The following is a 14924-nucleotide window of genomic DNA, read 5'->3' on the forward strand; positions in this document are numbered from 1 at the left end:
AATAACGATTAGCTCAAATTCCACTACTTGCCTACAGCGTTTTGAATTCCCGCTGAATGGTCAAACTTTTAATGCAATTGGTATAAACTATATTCTTGAACAATGAATAGCGGACCAGTAAAGCTGCCGTAGTAATCAGCAGTATTAGGTAGATGAAAGCCATGCCAAGCACCTTGATCAACATATACTGAGTCTATGCTGAGGTTTTTATTACTATCTCTTTGTTCCATTGAAGTTGGCACACCTTGATAGGGCAGCAAATTATGATAGTCGGTGGAATCGATTGAAGTCAGACTAGCAGCACAAAGAAACAGACAAGTAAGCATAATTATTGTTATTTTTGAATATTATATTCAGAGTATTGCAGTCTAATAATTGTTCTGCAACATTTGTATCTTGGGCTAATTTGATCGCGGGTGATTGAAATGGCCTATGACCACATCAATCACTCTGGTTTAGCTGTTATAGTGCTTTCATGTAGCTTGCTACGCCATCTAGGAACATCTGCACCGAAATCATCACCAGTACCATGCCCATTAAGCGCTCAACAGCTGTTAGCCCTTTCTCACCTAATACTTTAGTAAAGACTTTATAAAACAGCAAAATAACAGCACTCAATCCCCATGCAGCAAGCAGAGCGACTGTCCAGTCCATCATACGAGTACCGTCGGTGTGAGCCAGTAAGATAAGCGCAGCAAGTACTGATGGCCCCGCCATCAGAGGGATTGCCATCGGCACAATGAAAGGTTCTTCTCCTGCTGCTAAACCAACAACGCCACCAGGTTGCGGGAAAATCATCCGTATCGCGATTAAAAACAGTATGATACCGCCAGCAATACTGACAGACTCTGAGCGCAGGTTCAGAAAGTTAAGTATGGCTTCACCAGCAAACAGAAATAGCAGCATGATGACTAACGCAAATAAAAGTTCGCGGATCAATACCCGACGACGCTTTTTCGGCTCTATATGACGTAGTATAGAGGCGAAAATAGGCAAGTTACCTAAGGGGTCCATAATTAGAAACAGCATGACGGCGGCAGAGAAAGTATCCATAGATGAAAAGATGCCTAGTTACTTGAGTTAAGTGAATATTCTATTATGTTTTACAACAAAGCTAACAAAAAGTTATAAAATATTTGCACTTGCTCCTAATCCGCTCACAATTAACATGAATTTATCAGTAGCAAGATATCAATGTAAATTCAGCTTATCGCTCTGCCAATTAACCTTAACACTGGTATACTATGTCGCTTTTTTCGGTCTCGCGGTTTGAATTGGAATCTCCATGCTGTATCTCTTAGCTAGCTGTATCGCACTACTATTAGGGCCTTTGTTTTACCGATTTCTCTCATCGGGGACAGGGTTACAAAAGGGCCTAGACGGATTTATTTTCGTTTCTCTGGGCGGCTTGGTGCTGATCCATATTTTGCCAGAGTTACTTGAACATGGTGGATTTCTAGCGATTGTGTTTGTGATTATTGGGATCTGGGGCCCGACCCTCAGCGAGCGCTTATTTCATCGCTACTCAGAAGTGACCCACAATTTAACCCTTATCCTCGGCATTAGCGGCTTGCTACTGCACACGCTCACCGATGGTGGGGCGATGATTTTAGCCCAGCAAGATGGTAATTCACCGTTGCTCGCACTCGGTATTATTCTGCACCGATTACCCGTAGGTGTCGCAATTTGGTGGTTATTGAAACCGCAAGTCGGTAGCCGCTGGGCAATGGTCGTTTTAGCTGGGATGATGCTATTAACCGGCGTCGGTTATTTTGCCGGCGAGCAACTGCTATCTCACTTAAGTCTTGAAAATACAGTTTATCTGCAGGCCTTTGTCACGGGCTCAATTTTACATGTTGTGTTACATCAGCCCCATGGTCACCCCAACACTGATAAGCAAGGTCAATTTGAGTATCAAGCCGGTATTGGCAGCTTACTCGGCATCGGCTTGTTGTTTTTACTATTGATGATGGATTCTGGCGGCCATGACCATAGCCACTCAACTGAACACCTATTAGACTGGATGCTGACTATCGCCCCCATCCTACTGCTTAGTTATGCTGTTGCCAGTCTTAGGTTTCACTTTGGCTTATCGCCACAAAATAGCTCGCTAGGCCAACGCTGGCTGCAGCGGTTATTAGGTCCAGAAGCTATCATCATCACCGGCCTGTTGCTCGGGCCTACTTTTGCACTGATTCAAGCCGTTGCCGTACTTTTGATAGGTACACTGCTGACCATGAGTAAAGTCGAGCCAACTGACCCACATGATTCGCTACCAAGTTCAGCCATCCGTTTTGGTTTTGCCCACCTAGTGGATAGAAGCGCTCCTTGGATTGTATTGAGCCTCATTTTAGCTAACCTAATCGGTCACCCTGCAGTACCTTTATCTAGCCCTATCGTTCAGGTTGCAGTGTTGCTGTTAGTCTTTTTACCAATGCGCTTTTGCAACCTTGGCGCTGCCGTGCTGTCACTCTCACTAGCCTATAGCGGCTGGACAACAACAGCTATAATGCTGCCATTGATTGCAGCTCCCATTATTAATTTTGCACAGTTAAAACTGATGAACTGGCCACAAAGAGCGGTACTTTTACTGCTACTATTGGCACTCTTAGCTGTTATCGAGTGGATTCATCCGCAATGGCAAGCGCTTGAACACTTACCCAACTTGCTTAACACGGTAAGCCTTTGGGTTGTTGCCATTCTGTTTGCTGCCAGCCTACTGCGCCTCGGACCACGTAAGTTCATGAGCCGCTTAATGCTACACAAAGCCAAACCACATACTCACGATCATGCTCATGACCACCACCATTAGGGTATACAACACAGAGCAGCCATTTACTATCAGCATCAATATTGAGCGAAGTCGCACATATAAACGCCTCCACAACCATTAAATTGCTAACCGCTTAATAGCTTTTCCTACTAATGAGTATTAGTCTGTATTTATCACTCTATTTGGACTTGGCTTATGTGCATTCTATTTGTCGCTTTAAAAGCACACGCTGAATACCCACTGATTATTTGCGCCAATCGAGATGAGTTTCATCACCGCCCTACAGAGGCCGCTCATTTTTGGGATGATAGTAACCAACTACTTGCAGGCAAAGATCTTGAAGCTGGCGGAACTTGGCTTGGTGTCAACCAACAAGGTTCTGTTGCCGGGCTAACCAATATCCGTGACCCAGAACTGATCCAGTCCGATATGAAAAGTCGCGGCGAGCTAGCCATAAAAGCTCTATCTAGCGGCGGATTAGATGAAGCATGGTTGCAGCGATATAGCCCTTTCTATAACCCATTCAACTTGCTCTTTGGTGATGAAAAAGCGCTTTTCTGTTTCGACAGTCGACTAAGGCTGTACTCGCAATTGAGCCCTGGATTTCATTCAATCAGTAATGGCGCCCTTGATGATATTTGGCCAAAGATGGCGCGGGGGAGTCAAGCAATCGAATCCCATATTACGACCAACAAGAAACCTAGTGTCGAAGCCTTACTGGCAATCATGACCGATGGCACACAAGCCCCTGATGATGAGCTACCACAGACTGGAGTTAGTTTAGAATGGGAGCGGCACTTATCCTCAATCTACATACAGCACCAAGAATACGGCACCCGCTCAACCACTATAATAATGAAAGATAATCAAGGAAAAGTGCACTTTTCAGAGGTGCGTTATGACGGCAAGGGCAGAAACCTCGGTCGTGACGACTTTACCATTCAGCCAAAGAGTATGGGCACAGCATATATAGCCTAATCTGAGCTATGGTCATGAGTGATCACCCAACGATCATCGATCTTCTCCACCAACAAAGTAAACACGCCATTTGGATTATCTTTAGCACGCTCAAGAGACCATCGTCCAACCACGATTGCAGCGTAGTTGCTGAGCATCTTAGTCTCTTTAATCGTAAATGTTAGGTGGCCTAAGGTCGCCTTGTCTGGGTAATGCTTTTTGTAAGCAGCCAGTGTTTCTTCCCAGCCATAGCGGAACTTGCCATTGGAGACAAAACGCATCTGCTCGCTGTTCCAATACCCTTGCATATAAGCATCAAGATCACCGCGGTTCCATGCGGCTTCTTGCTGCTCCAATATGCTTGCAATATCATCGGTAGGTACTGCATTTGCACCGAATGCTGCACATAACAGTAAAACGCTAATTCCTTTTTTAAACATGGCTCTCTCCACACTCAGGTGATTGCGTGTACTATACCCAATAAAACATCTAAGATCTTGTTACCAATTATGCAGACTCATTGGTAAAAGTCACAGAAAACAGTAATACTTATAAAAATAGCTGGGCGGTTTTAATTATATGTTTCAATCATTTTGCAAAGGTTTGCTAAAACTTAGCGGCTGGAAAATAGCTGGCACACTGCCAACCGATCATCAATATGTTGCCATCGTAGGCCCACACACCAGTAACTGGGATTTTATCATTGGTGTTATTGCTCGTGGCGCACTAGGCGCAAAAATTAACTTTTTAGGTAAACATCAACTTTTCATTGCACCGTGGGGCTGGTTCTTCCGCGCTATCGGCGGCACGCCAGTAGATAGATCTAAAAATAACAACCTAGTAGATGCTGTCGTTGACCTATTTAAATCTAACTCTCACTTTAGTTTGGCACTTGCACCAGAGGGCACTCGCAGCCCAGTTACTCGCTGGAAAACAGGATTTTATCATATCGCCAGCAAAGCTCAGGTACCAATCATTACTGTTGGGCTCGATTTTGCTAATAAAACAGTCGTTATCCCAGAAGGCATGCAGACCACAGATGACATCCAACAGGACATGGAGCATATCATCGAGTTTTACCGCTCTATTAAAGGTCGCCACCCCAAAGTCATTCCCGACTTTAAAGGTTAATATCAATCCCTATGAGCTTAATTGCTTAAAGCTAAATAGCCCGTTATAGTGCAGCCAGTTTTTAGGCATTGTATAAAATATTATGAGCATTGATACTTGGCTGCTGTACCTCTTCGCCATTCTACTGATTGCCATCTCTCCTGGCACTATGGCTGTTTTGTCGATGGGCCATGGTATTCATTACGGTAAAAGCCGTAGTGTCGCGACCGCTTTTGGCAGCGTAACTTCAGCATTGATTCTAATGATGGCATCAGCTGCAGGCTTAGGCGCCCTATTAAATGCTACTGAATATGGATTCACTATATTGAAATGGTGTGGCGGAGCCTATTTGTTATTTCTTGGCGTTAAGTTACTGCTTACTAAAGCTGACGGACAAGGATTAAAGCTAGAGCGTACTAAGGGAACAGGCCAACCTTATCAATTGTTTAAACAAGCTTTTTTAGTGGGAATTAGCAATCCTAAAGATCTACTGTTTTTTGCAGCTCTGTTTCCACAGTTTATCGATATCACCGCTCCCCAAGGTCCACAATTAGCAATTCTGGCGCTCACCTGGGCTGTAGTCGATTTTAGTTTTGTGATGATCTATGCCTGCATGGCAAATGTGCTTGCGCCGACACTAAAATCGAGTAATAAACTACATTGGTTTGATCGCACTAGCGGCGGAGTCTTTATCACTCTCGCCGCCATTTTGCTGATCCGTTAATCCATTACAATATAAAGCCAATGTAACCCTGCAGCACTATCAGGTTAACGATATCGATAAAGAAAGCCCCCACAATCGGCACCACCATAAAGGCTTGTGGTGAAGGACCATTTCGAGAAACTAGTGCCCCCATATTCATCACTGCGGTGGGGGTTGCCCCCATGCCAAAACCACAATGACCACCAGCAATAACCGCGGCGTCATAATTTGAGCCCATCAATTTGAATGTTACGAAGTATGCAAAAAAGCCAAGTACAGCAGTTTGAACTAACAGAATAATCAATAGCGGTATAGCAAGATCAAAAATTTCCCACAGTTTCAAGCTCATTAACGCCATCGCTAGAAACAGCGACAAAGACACGGTACCAAGTATATCGACACATTCACTATTGGTCTTATAACCCCTAGTCAATTCGGTAAGATTGGTAATGACTACACCAAGAAATAGTGCATAAACAAAATCTGGCATTTTCATCCAGCTAATATTAAATACCGACACCAGATGCTCAATCCAGCGTGCACCAGCCACACAAAGCAGCAGGATAAATAGCGTTTCCATCACGCTCTTAGCGGTCACTCGATCTTCTTCTAATTGATCATAGGTCACCAGATCGGGGTGATCTTTATGGTGATTGCCACCTATACCATAAGATGATTCAAGCTTATGTTTATCAATAAGTCTTTGCGCGACGGGGCCACCTATAATGCCGCCCATCACTAAACCAAATGTTGCCGCTGCCATCGCAAACTCTAACGTACTCATGCCGTAGTTTTCAGCAAAGGTCTGCGACCAAGCAGCGCCGGTACCATGGCCACCAGATAGCGTAATAGAACCTGCTACCAACCCCATTAAGGGTTCTAGCCCCAAAGCCGTCGCTAAACTTACACCAACAGCATTTTGAATAATAATGTAAACGGAAGCGATACCAAGGAATATAAACACCTTCTTGCCGCCTTTGACTAACAGTTTGTAGCTTGCAGCCAAACCTACCGTACTAAAAAACATTAGCATTAAGGTATTTTGCATCGGCAAAGAAAACTTAAGGGTAATATTCTGAAAATGTAGCAAGGTGGTGATGGCTGCGACGACTAACCCGCCTATGATAGGCTCTGGGATATTGTACTTTTTAAAGAAGCCAACATGACGATTTACACTATGCCCAATAAATAGCACAAGAATCGCCACTAAAAATGATTCCAGCTCTCCGATTGAATATACGGTATTCATAACACTCCTATCCGTTACTTCGGCTTTAGCTTACAACGCTAAAGCAAAAATTAGCCGGCTATTCTGGCATATCTATTAGGGCAATTAATATTAGCTGCGTCCGAATTATGACTATAGATTGTAATAAAGTTACCGAGTTGCACATTAATCAATCTATTCCGCGACTATTGATACGCCCTCTTGCGCTTCTAACGTTGCTAAACGTTCTCTTTCCGCTTTAGAAACGTACTTAGGCTTATTAGTAGTATTGAGTTTCGCATTGGCTTTTTTAACCTTGCCCATGTGTTTTTTGGTGATTTTTTTAGTGCGGTTCATAGATTCTTTACTTTTGAGAGAGGAGCTAATTAGACATTATAGTTTAAAGACAACTCACACGAGGAAGAGTGGCAAGCTTACTGATAATTAATCTTCAGTCTAACTTAAAGGGCGAGCTATCTTGCAAAAAGCAAAACAGCCAGCCCTCTAATTATATCAAGCTATTGGTTAGCCATGATATTTTCGATTATTTTGGTAGTCGAAATACCATCTTCAAAACACAATATCTTAACTAATCCACCAGCAGCAATAACTTCTTTACCACCAGCAATATCTTCAATCTTATAGTCGCCACCCTTAACCAGTAAGTCAGGTAATAAACGAGCAATCACTCGTTGCGGCGTGTCTTCACTAAACGGAAGTACCCAGTCCACTGATGCAAGGCCAGCTAACACGGCCATACGACGACCCACAGGATTCACCGGGCGACCATCTCCCTTTAAACGTCTGACAGACTCATCATCATTAACTGCAACAATCAACCTGTCGCCTTGTGCTTGTGCTTCTTGCAAGTAGCTCACATGACCAGCATGCAAAATATCAAAGCAGCCGTTGGTCATCACCACGCGCTCACCGCGCAATCTCGTTTGCTCAAGTGCGTACATTAGCTGATCTTCAGTCACAACACCAAAGCCAGTCTCGCTATGATGAGCATCAGTCAATGATTCAATAAGCTCAATGCGACTTACCGTCGAAGTCCCAAGCTTAGCAACCACAATACCTGCAGCTGTATTAGCAATTGCACACGCTTCAGCCATAGTACTTCCTGCGGCCAATGACGTCGCTAGTGCAGAAATAACCGTATCCCCTGCGCCTGTGACATCATGTACTTCGCGAGCAACGGTAGGAATATGAAGCTCTTTATTTTCAGCCGTAATCAACGTCATTCCCTGCTCAGAACGAGTGACTAACAGCGCTTCTAAATCAAACTCTTCAAGTAATTTATGCGCTTTTTCAACTAAGTCAGCTTCACTGGTAACCGTTCCTGCTACTAACTCAAATTCATGCAGGTTTGGGGTAAGCAGTGTGGCGCCTCGATATTTAGAAAAATCACTCCCCTTTGGATCGACTAACACTTTGACCCCTTGAGACTTAGCTTGCTGAATAAACGCTAGCGGCTCGATCAGAGCACCTTTGGCATAATCAGATAAAATAACCACATCAACATCAGCCAAAGAATTTGCGGCGCTATCTAACAAGGCCTGGCTATCTGCTTGTAGGTAAGGTTCTTCGAAATCTAAACGAATGAGCTGTTGGCTACGCGACATCACCCGCAGTTTAGTAATCGTCGGTTTATCTGCAACCACATGCCATTTAGGCTCAACACCTAACGCTTGAATGCCCGTCGTTAACGCTGCTGCAGTTTCATCTTCACCAACAATACCCGCTAAAGAGGCTTGCCCGCCCAAGGTTGCAATATTCAGTGCTACGTTTGCCGCTCCACCAGGACGATCTTCTAATTGGTTAATCCGCACAACAGGCACTGGCGCTTCTGGCGAAATACGTCCAGTCGGCCCCGTCCAATAGCGGTCAAGCATCACATCACCGACCACAAGAACTTTAGCTTTTTCAAATGCTGGCAGAGAATCTTTCATAACACTCATTACTTTTACAAAATATTAGTTAGTAATTGTACCTAATTTTAGTTCGGGCTGTTACTTTATCTATCTAACTTTCTAGCTGGGGCGCTTTTTTCTTTTGTGGCATAGCCGCACAAAACACCACTCCGAACAGCCCTCTTACGACTAAAACTGATATAATAGGCGGTTAGAGTCAGATTAATTTAACCCTAAAGCCATCTGTATTAGAAATACTGAATACCGCAGAACAAGTTAACCCAGTAGCGCGAAATGATAAATGAAGAGAATTCTAGTTTTTAGACATGATAATATTGGTGACTTTTTACTGCTTTGGCCTGCCTTGAGCTTACTCAAAAACGCAATGCCAGATACCAGTATTGAAGTATTTGTAACGCCAGTACTAAAGAGTTTTACGCTCGCTTGCCCTTATGTTGATCATGTTATTGTCGATAGCGGTGACGATCTAGCAATACGTAAAGAGATCGACGCTCGTCAATACGATGCTGCATTGGTTTCTAATTCTCAATTCCGTATATATAAAATCATTCGTAATCTAAATATTCCCTATGTATTAGCGCCTAAACATAACTGGTATCAGTACTTTTATAAAAATCGCACTGATGCACAATACAAGGTTGGTGAAGGTTGCTGGCGTGGCGGTTGCATGTTAATTGAAGCCTTTTTAACTGCCCATAATATGGCTATCCCAGCACTGCCCAAAAGATATTGGGATGTCACTACAGAACGCGAGCATTGGCAACAATATTACGGCAAACAAAATGATGAAAAGTTGATTTTTGTTCACCCAGGTACCGGGGGCTCCTCAGGTAGTTTGCCGACAAAAGACTTTATTAAGCTCATCACCCAAGTTGACCAATCAACACAGCATAAATGCAGGTTTGTGCTAACGTTTAGCGGTGAAGAAGCAAGTTTAGCAAAAGATATATATGATGAAGTTAGCAAGCAAGGCGTTAATATTACCCTTGCCAAACCACTAAAAGATCTGACCGATTTTGCCATGCAGATATGTTTATGGCCGGCTCAACGGGTCCTCTGCATATTGCGGGGCTGCATAACGTACCAACAGTTGGATTTTATGCTGGCAGAAAATCTCAACCAAAAGTGCGCTGGCAGACGTTGAGCGAACAACATAAACGCTTGGCATTTACACCACCAGAGAGTAAACGAACTGGTCGCGACATGAGTTTAGTTGATATTGATCATACAGCTAAAACCATCGCAGAATTTTTAAATACTTACTACACAAAGTAAGTGTGTCCTTTTAAGGTATTGTGAACAATACCGCCCTAAAAGTGGAAGCAAATATGATAGTAGTCACAGGTGCAGCAGGATTTATCGGCAGCAATTTGGTCAAAGCTCTAAACGATATGGGTCGTAATGACATTATTGCTGTGGATGATTTAACCGACGGTACAAAAATGTTCAATCTCGCAGATTGTGAGATCGCTGATTATCTCGATAAAGATCAATTTCTTGAGCAGATAATAGCAGGTGAATTCGACGGCAAGATTGAAGTTATTTTCCATCAAGGAGCATGCTCATCCACCACCGAGTGGGATGGCAAATTCATGATGAGCAATAACTATGAATACTCAAAAACGCTGCTGCAGTTTTGTGATAGAACGAAATGCCAGTATATCTATGCTAGCTCAGCTTCAGTCTATGGCGGTAGCGAGAAATTTATCGAGCAAAGAGACTTAGAAAAGCCACTTAATGTTTATGCTTACTCTAAATTCTTGTTTGACCAATATGTACGTCAACAAAAGCCGAACTGCCAAGTTGCCGGTCTAAGATATTTCAATGTCTATGGCCCAAGAGAGCAGCACAAAGGCGGCATGGCAAGTGTCGCTTTCCATTTCAATAACCAGCTCAATGCAAATGGGATCTGCCGCTTATTTGAGGGTGTCGACGGTTATGAAAATGGCCAACAACTACGTGATTTTGTATACGTTGAAGATGTTGTTAAAGTTAACTTATGGCTATGGCAGAACCCTGAAGTTTCGGGAATATTTAATTGCGGAACAGGGCAAGCACAGAGTTTCAATGACGTAGCAAATGCTGTTATCGATCACCATGGCAAGGGCAGCATAGAATACATCCCATTCCCGGATAAACTAAAGGGTGCATATCAAAGCTACACCCAAGCAGATCTCACAAAGTTACGGGCTGCTGGTTACAGCGCTAAGTTTAAGACTGTTGAGCAAGCAGTACCCGAGTATTTATCTTGGTTAGCGACACAACATTTTATTGGTGAGTAATTTAGGTTATTGAAACTTAGATCCATTTGATCAACTCCCTTTCTATTATCAATTTGAAATAGAGAATGGTAAGGGAGTTCCTTAGTTTGTTAACCGAAAGCGGTCTCAATGCCAGCCTAAACTAAATAGCTCAAATAACTACTTAGTTGTTAGGTTCAACTTCTGCTTCAGCACCGTCGAACTTACATTTGGAGTGTAATCAAAGTACACCATTTCACAACTAACTTCCGGGTACTTCCCTTTCCAATCTGATCCGACAGAAATAGCATCAATACTATATAAATCAACTACTTTTTGCTTATCCTTGTCAACTTGAGGTATCACCTCATCTACATATCTGTTCGATTCTAAAATAGACACACGCTCTTCAAACGGAATAATTGGCGGACGGCCCTTAGATTTAATAATCAACTCATCTGTCGATACACCAACGATTAAGTAATCGCACATTGCTTTGGTGCTTTTGAGAATATTTAAATGCCCTTGGTGGAAAATATCAAAGCAACCAGAAGTGTACATTCTACGATACATTTTAGATGCTGACACACTAACTTCACACTCAATTGAGGTGAAATCATTAATCAAAGTCTTAAGTAATTCATCTTTCAAAATTAGCGATAAACTAAGATCATCAACAAGACTTGGCGCAGCTGGCCACTTCTCATCATTAAATTCTTGATTACAAAACTCAACAGGGTATTCATATCTAGGGATAACGTGATAGTGAACCGCAGGATCTACCATCATCAACATTAAATAATTCAGTTTATTACAGTCAAAGCGGTCTTTCATCACCCCTTCAATATCATCAATGATTTTTTTCTGTTCAATTGCAGCTTCTTCAGAGATACCAGAATATCTATGTACGCCTTCTTTGCATACCAGCACCATAGAGCCCAGTGTAGGTTGTTCGGGGCGGAGTAATAAGTGCCAATGTTCGTATGATTTAATAAGGCTTTCAGGGTAACCAAATTTTCGAAGTGTTGATAGCGGCATAATTCTGACTATTAATAAGCAAATATTCAGCTCATTTTAATGGAATAACTCTCAGCAGTCCATTCACCCTATACCCTAATAGCCACTTATTGCTATACTTAGCAGCTTACTTACCTTGCTTTATTAGCGCCTGAATAATCAACGATTAAGAGGTTGTTATGCTCGTTCTTTTTGACACGCTTAATATGTACTATCTTCCTCAGTACACCCCAATTATTCAGCAACTAAGGATCAATAATCATCAAGTTAAATTAATATGCTATAGCAATAAAAATGATCATGCAGCCCTTGAAAAGGTCTTGGCACAAGTTGATGCTGAACCGATTTGGGTCAACAGCGAATCTGATGCCAGAGATACTTACCTGAAATTAAAACCGGACTGGATACTTTTTGGTAACAAATTTGAACATTTAGACGACATTCATGTTTACTCAAAAACAGCTCAATTAGGCCATGGTGTCGGCCCTAAACCTTCCTATTATCATAAATCATGTACACCTATGACAGTAAGGTTTATAGAAGGGTCATTAAGATTAGCCACAATCAAACAGCTATACCCTAATGATAATTTTGTACAGGTTGGCTTTTCCAAGCTAGATCCAATGTACAATAATGAAGAAGCAGGGTTAGACTTAGCTAGCTTAGGATTGGACCCTAGCAAGCAGACGATACTTTACGCACCAACTTTTAACCCCAGTTCATTGGAATGTTTTCCTGATAATTGGCCTGAAGACTTTAGTCAGTATAATGTGCTAATTAAGCCTCACTCATTAACTATTACACGTGCAAAATATAAAAAACAACGCACAAAATTAAAGAAATGGGCTCATTTTAATAATGTATATGTTGCCAACGAGCAAGATATTTCGTTACTGCCTTTTATGAAAAATGCTGACATCCTGCTCAGTGAAGCTTCAAGCACTTTGTTTGAGTTTGCAGCGCTAAACAAACCAGTCATTGTATGTAACTTTTTTAAATTAAAATGGACTTATCGAGGTATTTTTAAATTCAGATTTGAAAAACGCTTCGGCAAAGACAACGTGCTATACAGCGGTATAGGTTTACACGCCAATAGTTATTCAGCCTTAATAGAAGCAATACCTCAACAACTGAACGAATCGCAAGAGTATAAAGAAAATCGTCTACAATACACTAAAGAGCACGTTGGCCCTACAGACGGCTTAGCTTCAGTTCGTATTGTGGACTATTTACAAGCGAACCTCTGATATTAAAATTATTACGGAAAGACAGATTTTTTATGGCCATTATTTCAAGCGAGCAACTTAAAAACTGCCAACGACTTTTATTTATATCTCCTTTCGCATTAGGAGATTTTCTGTATCTAAAAACATTTTTAATTGCTTTAAAAGCGACCTACCCTCATATTGAAATTGATATATGGCTTGATGATAATCGCTGTAATCAAGATAGCTGGCGTATATCACGCAGTAAAATATTGCAACAATGGATAGCCGCTGAATCAAGCTTTAATGATAGTTATGGTTGTACTGATTCGGTAGTCGCTCGCGATCAGCAAATATTAACAGCCAAACAACAGCAATATGATATTGTTATTTGCCACTCTCCTGCAGGTCGAGCGAGCCAATTTTCAAAAATTGCCCGATGCATTGCACCAAAGGGCTTTATTGTTTCAAGTATTACCTCACCTTTATACAATGGTTTATTGAATTGGTGGTTACTTAAAGGAAGCGATAAAGTATACACTCTCGATCCTCAGTCACTACCAAAAAACCACCATATCACCGATAGATTTCATGCTGTGATACACGATATTTGTGGTATATCCATCAACAAAAATAACTTTACCCCAGAGTTGAATATTCCGAGCTCTGTAGCACCAATCACGCAAAAGTGGTTAAGATCTCAATTTTCAGAACCTTATACCCAAGGCAAGTTAATTTTCCTGAACCATTTATCAACAAATATCAAAAAAGACTGGCACCTAGAGCAACTATTTGAACTTATACAAAAAATAGCTACAACTGATAACTCCCAACGATTTATTATTAATGTCACTAAAGAAAACTACGACGAAGTCTTAGCGGCAACTGATAGCTTTAAAACAAAAACACAGCTCGCTGTAGCGGTATTTACAGTACAAAATCACTTTTTTGAATTGCCATCGCTTATCGCGTCCTCTGATTTCGTCATCACGGTTGATACCGCAATTTTACATTTTGCTTACGCCGCTAACCGCCCCCTACTGGCTATGATGCGGACTAAAAAACCCTATTGGTCACCGCCACAATCAAAAACAGCTCATGTTATGTATGCAACTATGGGCAAAGGGTATGTGGCAGATATCAGTGTCGACAGTATTTATAAACAATATTTAGAAATGAATAATTAGCCATCCCTAATATTAATGTAAAGCAAACCTATAAAGCTGGTAACTCATTTAGCCTTTTATGAAAAGTAGTAAATATGTTTAACTAGATATGAGCAAAATATGAAAAGAATCTTATTTGTCCGAACCGATAAAATTGGTGACTTTGTAACAAAATGGGCAGCCTTATGTATGCTTAAAAAATATCTTCTGAATGCCAGCATTGAAGTATTTGTTAGCCCTGTAATTGCTAGCCTTGCAAGAGTATTCTGGTCAAGCACAACCGGACAGCTGCAGGGTGACCGCATGAGTGACTAGTTTTTAACCACACCGTTAAAACCTGCACTCAACACAGCCTCCAGCATTGATGTATTCATCATACACCGTTTTTGTTTTCCAACGGTACTGAGTTTAGTTGACTCTTCTTGAGTAAGCGTCCGGTAAACCCCACCTTCATATTCAATAGCTGATAATTCATCATCGCTCTTCAAAATAACTGGAGAGCGATATGTTTGGTAACAGCACCGACTCAATGTCACCATGATCTGTGGTGTCACTGATATGCGTAAATCGATAGATGGCCTGAGCAATACGGCATCGAGATGAGCCGTAAAA

16 protein-coding genes and 1 pseudogene are annotated in these 14924 nt (G+C 41.8%); 9 read left to right on the forward strand and 8 right to left on the reverse strand.

The window, feature by feature from the left end:
- Positions 1-68: 68 nt before the first annotated feature.
- Together AB4238_RS02650 and AB4238_RS02655 are read right to left on the reverse strand one after the other, a co-directional pair.
- Positions 69-326 (reverse strand): hypothetical protein, encoded by a 258-nt coding sequence (locus tag AB4238_RS02650; protein WP_372031057.1) that lies wholly within the window; start codon positions 324-326, stop codon positions 69-71.
- 136 nt (positions 327-462) lie between these two features.
- A complete protein-coding gene (locus AB4238_RS02655) occupies positions 463-1053 on the reverse strand; it encodes a YhgN family NAAT transporter (protein ID WP_372031059.1) in 591 nt (196 codons plus the stop codon).
- Positions 1054-1285: 232 nt separating this feature from the next.
- Between AB4238_RS02655 and AB4238_RS02660 the strand changes: the two genes are divergently transcribed.
- Both AB4238_RS02660 and AB4238_RS02665 read left to right on the forward strand, forming a co-directional pair.
- On the forward strand, positions 1286-2812 hold the full coding sequence (locus AB4238_RS02660; RefSeq protein WP_372031061.1) for a metal transporter: 1527 nt from the start codon (positions 1286-1288) through the stop codon (positions 2810-2812).
- Positions 2813-2968: 156 nt separating this feature from the next.
- Complete coding sequence (locus tag AB4238_RS02665; protein WP_372031062.1) at positions 2969-3751, forward strand: NRDE family protein; 783 nt, start codon at positions 2969-2971, stop codon at positions 3749-3751.
- Here the strand turns inward: AB4238_RS02665 and AB4238_RS02670 are convergent.
- Positions 3748-4170, reverse strand: a complete 423-nt coding sequence (locus tag AB4238_RS02670) for an SgcJ/EcaC family oxidoreductase (protein WP_372031064.1) — start codon at positions 4168-4170, stop codon at positions 3748-3750. The two genes, AB4238_RS02665 and AB4238_RS02670, sit on opposite strands and share 4 nt — an antisense overlap.
- Before the next feature lie 139 nt (positions 4171-4309).
- Here AB4238_RS02670 and AB4238_RS02675 point away from each other — a divergent pair, with 139 nt between their 5' ends.
- Together AB4238_RS02675 and AB4238_RS02680 are read left to right on the forward strand one after the other, a co-directional pair.
- Positions 4310-4861 carry a lysophospholipid acyltransferase family protein gene (locus tag AB4238_RS02675; protein WP_372031066.1) on the forward strand — a complete coding sequence of 184 codons (552 nt, stop codon included), beginning with the start codon at positions 4310-4312 and terminating at the stop codon, positions 4859-4861.
- An 82-nt stretch (positions 4862-4943) separates the two neighbouring features.
- A complete protein-coding gene (locus tag AB4238_RS02680; protein WP_372031068.1) occupies positions 4944-5564 on the forward strand; it encodes a LysE family translocator in 621 nt (206 codons plus the stop codon).
- Positions 5565-5568: 4 nt separating this feature from the next.
- On the opposite strand, the gene gltS is transcribed toward AB4238_RS02680, so the two are convergent.
- The 3 genes from gltS to hldE form a co-directional block, all read right to left on the reverse strand.
- Positions 5569-6792, reverse strand: coding sequence for a sodium/glutamate symporter (gltS, locus tag AB4238_RS02685; RefSeq protein WP_372031070.1), 1224 nt, complete (start codon positions 6790-6792; stop codon positions 5569-5571).
- A 153-nt stretch (positions 6793-6945) separates the two neighbouring features.
- The gene (locus AB4238_RS02690) at positions 6946-7107 is read right to left on the reverse strand and encodes a DUF2986 domain-containing protein (protein ID WP_372031072.1); all 162 of its coding nucleotides are present in this window, start codon (positions 7105-7107) and stop codon (positions 6946-6948) included.
- 161 nt (positions 7108-7268) lie between these two features.
- Positions 7269-8702, reverse strand: a complete 1434-nt coding sequence (hldE, locus tag AB4238_RS02695) for a bifunctional D-glycero-beta-D-manno-heptose-7-phosphate kinase/D-glycero-beta-D-manno-heptose 1-phosphate adenylyltransferase HldE (RefSeq protein ID WP_372031073.1) — start codon at positions 8700-8702, stop codon at positions 7269-7271.
- 262 nt (positions 8703-8964) lie between these two features.
- Here hldE and AB4238_RS02700 point away from each other — a divergent pair, with 262 nt between their 5' ends.
- Together AB4238_RS02700 and rfaD are read left to right on the forward strand one after the other, a co-directional pair.
- Positions 8965-9828: a glycosyltransferase family 9 protein gene (locus AB4238_RS02700; RefSeq protein ID WP_372031075.1), complete on the forward strand. Its 864-nt coding sequence runs from the start codon at positions 8965-8967 to the stop codon at positions 9826-9828.
- A 184-nt stretch (positions 9829-10012) separates the two neighbouring features.
- The gene (gene rfaD / locus AB4238_RS02705; RefSeq protein ID WP_372031076.1) at positions 10013-10966 is read left to right on the forward strand and encodes an ADP-glyceromanno-heptose 6-epimerase; all 954 of its coding nucleotides are present in this window, start codon (positions 10013-10015) and stop codon (positions 10964-10966) included.
- Positions 10967-11104: 138 nt separating this feature from the next.
- Here the strand turns inward: rfaD and AB4238_RS02710 are convergent, their stop codons facing one another.
- Positions 11105-11962, reverse strand: coding sequence for an adenylyltransferase/cytidyltransferase family protein (locus AB4238_RS02710; RefSeq protein WP_372031077.1), 858 nt, complete (start codon positions 11960-11962; stop codon positions 11105-11107).
- Between the two features lie 158 nt (positions 11963-12120).
- On the opposite strand from AB4238_RS02710, the gene AB4238_RS02715 reads away from it, so the two are divergent.
- The 3 genes from AB4238_RS02715 to AB4238_RS02725 all read left to right on the forward strand — a co-directional run bounded on the left by AB4238_RS02715 (position 12121) and on the right by AB4238_RS02725 (position 14627).
- Positions 12121-13188 (forward strand): CDP-glycerol glycerophosphotransferase family protein, encoded by a 1068-nt coding sequence (locus tag AB4238_RS02715; protein ID WP_372031079.1) that lies wholly within the window; start codon positions 12121-12123, stop codon positions 13186-13188.
- Between the two features lie 32 nt (positions 13189-13220).
- Entirely contained in the window at positions 13221-14333 is a 1113-nt protein-coding gene (locus tag AB4238_RS02720; RefSeq protein WP_372031081.1) for a glycosyltransferase family 9 protein, read from the forward strand.
- Positions 14334-14432: 99 nt separating this feature from the next.
- Complete coding sequence (locus AB4238_RS02725) at positions 14433-14627, forward strand: hypothetical protein (RefSeq protein WP_372031083.1); 195 nt, start codon at positions 14433-14435, stop codon at positions 14625-14627.
- Here the strand turns inward: AB4238_RS02725 and AB4238_RS02730 are convergent.
- Positions 14624-14924, reverse strand: a pseudogene (locus AB4238_RS02730) (hypothetical protein); the annotation flags it as partial. The gene AB4238_RS02725 and the pseudogene AB4238_RS02730 sit on opposite strands and share 4 nt — an antisense overlap.

The organism is Shewanella sp. 10N.286.45.A1, from assembly GCF_041470405.1.
Classification (GTDB): Bacteria; Pseudomonadota; Gammaproteobacteria; order Enterobacterales; family Shewanellaceae; genus Shewanella.

Excerpts from the sequence above, each read along its gene's own strand:
- AB4238_RS02650 (WP_372031057.1), bottom strand. The coding sequence starts at position 326 with ATGCTTACTTGTCTGTTTCTTTGTGCTGCTAGTCTGACTTCAATCGAT.
- AB4238_RS02655 (WP_372031059.1), bottom strand. The coding sequence starts at position 1,053 with ATGGATACTTTCTCTGCCGCCGTCATGCTGTTTCTAATTATGGACCCC.
- AB4238_RS02660 (WP_372031061.1), top strand. The coding sequence starts at position 1,286 with ATGCTGTATCTCTTAGCTAGCTGTATCGCACTACTATTAGGGCCTTTG.
- AB4238_RS02665 (WP_372031062.1), top strand. The coding sequence starts at position 2,969 with ATGTGCATTCTATTTGTCGCTTTAAAAGCACACGCTGAATACCCACTG.
- AB4238_RS02670 (WP_372031064.1), bottom strand. The coding sequence starts at position 4,170 with ATGTTTAAAAAAGGAATTAGCGTTTTACTGTTATGTGCAGCATTCGGT.
- AB4238_RS02675 (WP_372031066.1), top strand. The coding sequence starts at position 4,310 with ATGTTTCAATCATTTTGCAAAGGTTTGCTAAAACTTAGCGGCTGGAAA.
- AB4238_RS02680 (WP_372031068.1), top strand. The coding sequence starts at position 4,944 with ATGAGCATTGATACTTGGCTGCTGTACCTCTTCGCCATTCTACTGATT.
- gltS (WP_372031070.1), bottom strand. The coding sequence starts at position 6,792 with ATGAATACCGTATATTCAATCGGAGAGCTGGAATCATTTTTAGTGGCG.
- AB4238_RS02690 (WP_372031072.1), bottom strand. The coding sequence starts at position 7,107 with ATGAACCGCACTAAAAAAATCACCAAAAAACACATGGGCAAGGTTAAA.
- hldE (WP_372031073.1), bottom strand. The coding sequence starts at position 8,702 with ATGAAAGATTCTCTGCCAGCATTTGAAAAAGCTAAAGTTCTTGTGGTC.
- AB4238_RS02700 (WP_372031075.1), top strand. The coding sequence starts at position 8,965 with ATGAAGAGAATTCTAGTTTTTAGACATGATAATATTGGTGACTTTTTA.
- rfaD (WP_372031076.1), top strand. The coding sequence starts at position 10,013 with ATGATAGTAGTCACAGGTGCAGCAGGATTTATCGGCAGCAATTTGGTC.
- AB4238_RS02710 (WP_372031077.1), bottom strand. The coding sequence starts at position 11,962 with ATGCCGCTATCAACACTTCGAAAATTTGGTTACCCTGAAAGCCTTATT.
- AB4238_RS02715 (WP_372031079.1), top strand. The coding sequence starts at position 12,121 with ATGCTCGTTCTTTTTGACACGCTTAATATGTACTATCTTCCTCAGTAC.
- AB4238_RS02720 (WP_372031081.1), top strand. The coding sequence starts at position 13,221 with ATGGCCATTATTTCAAGCGAGCAACTTAAAAACTGCCAACGACTTTTA.
- AB4238_RS02725 (WP_372031083.1), top strand. The coding sequence starts at position 14,433 with ATGAAAAGAATCTTATTTGTCCGAACCGATAAAATTGGTGACTTTGTA.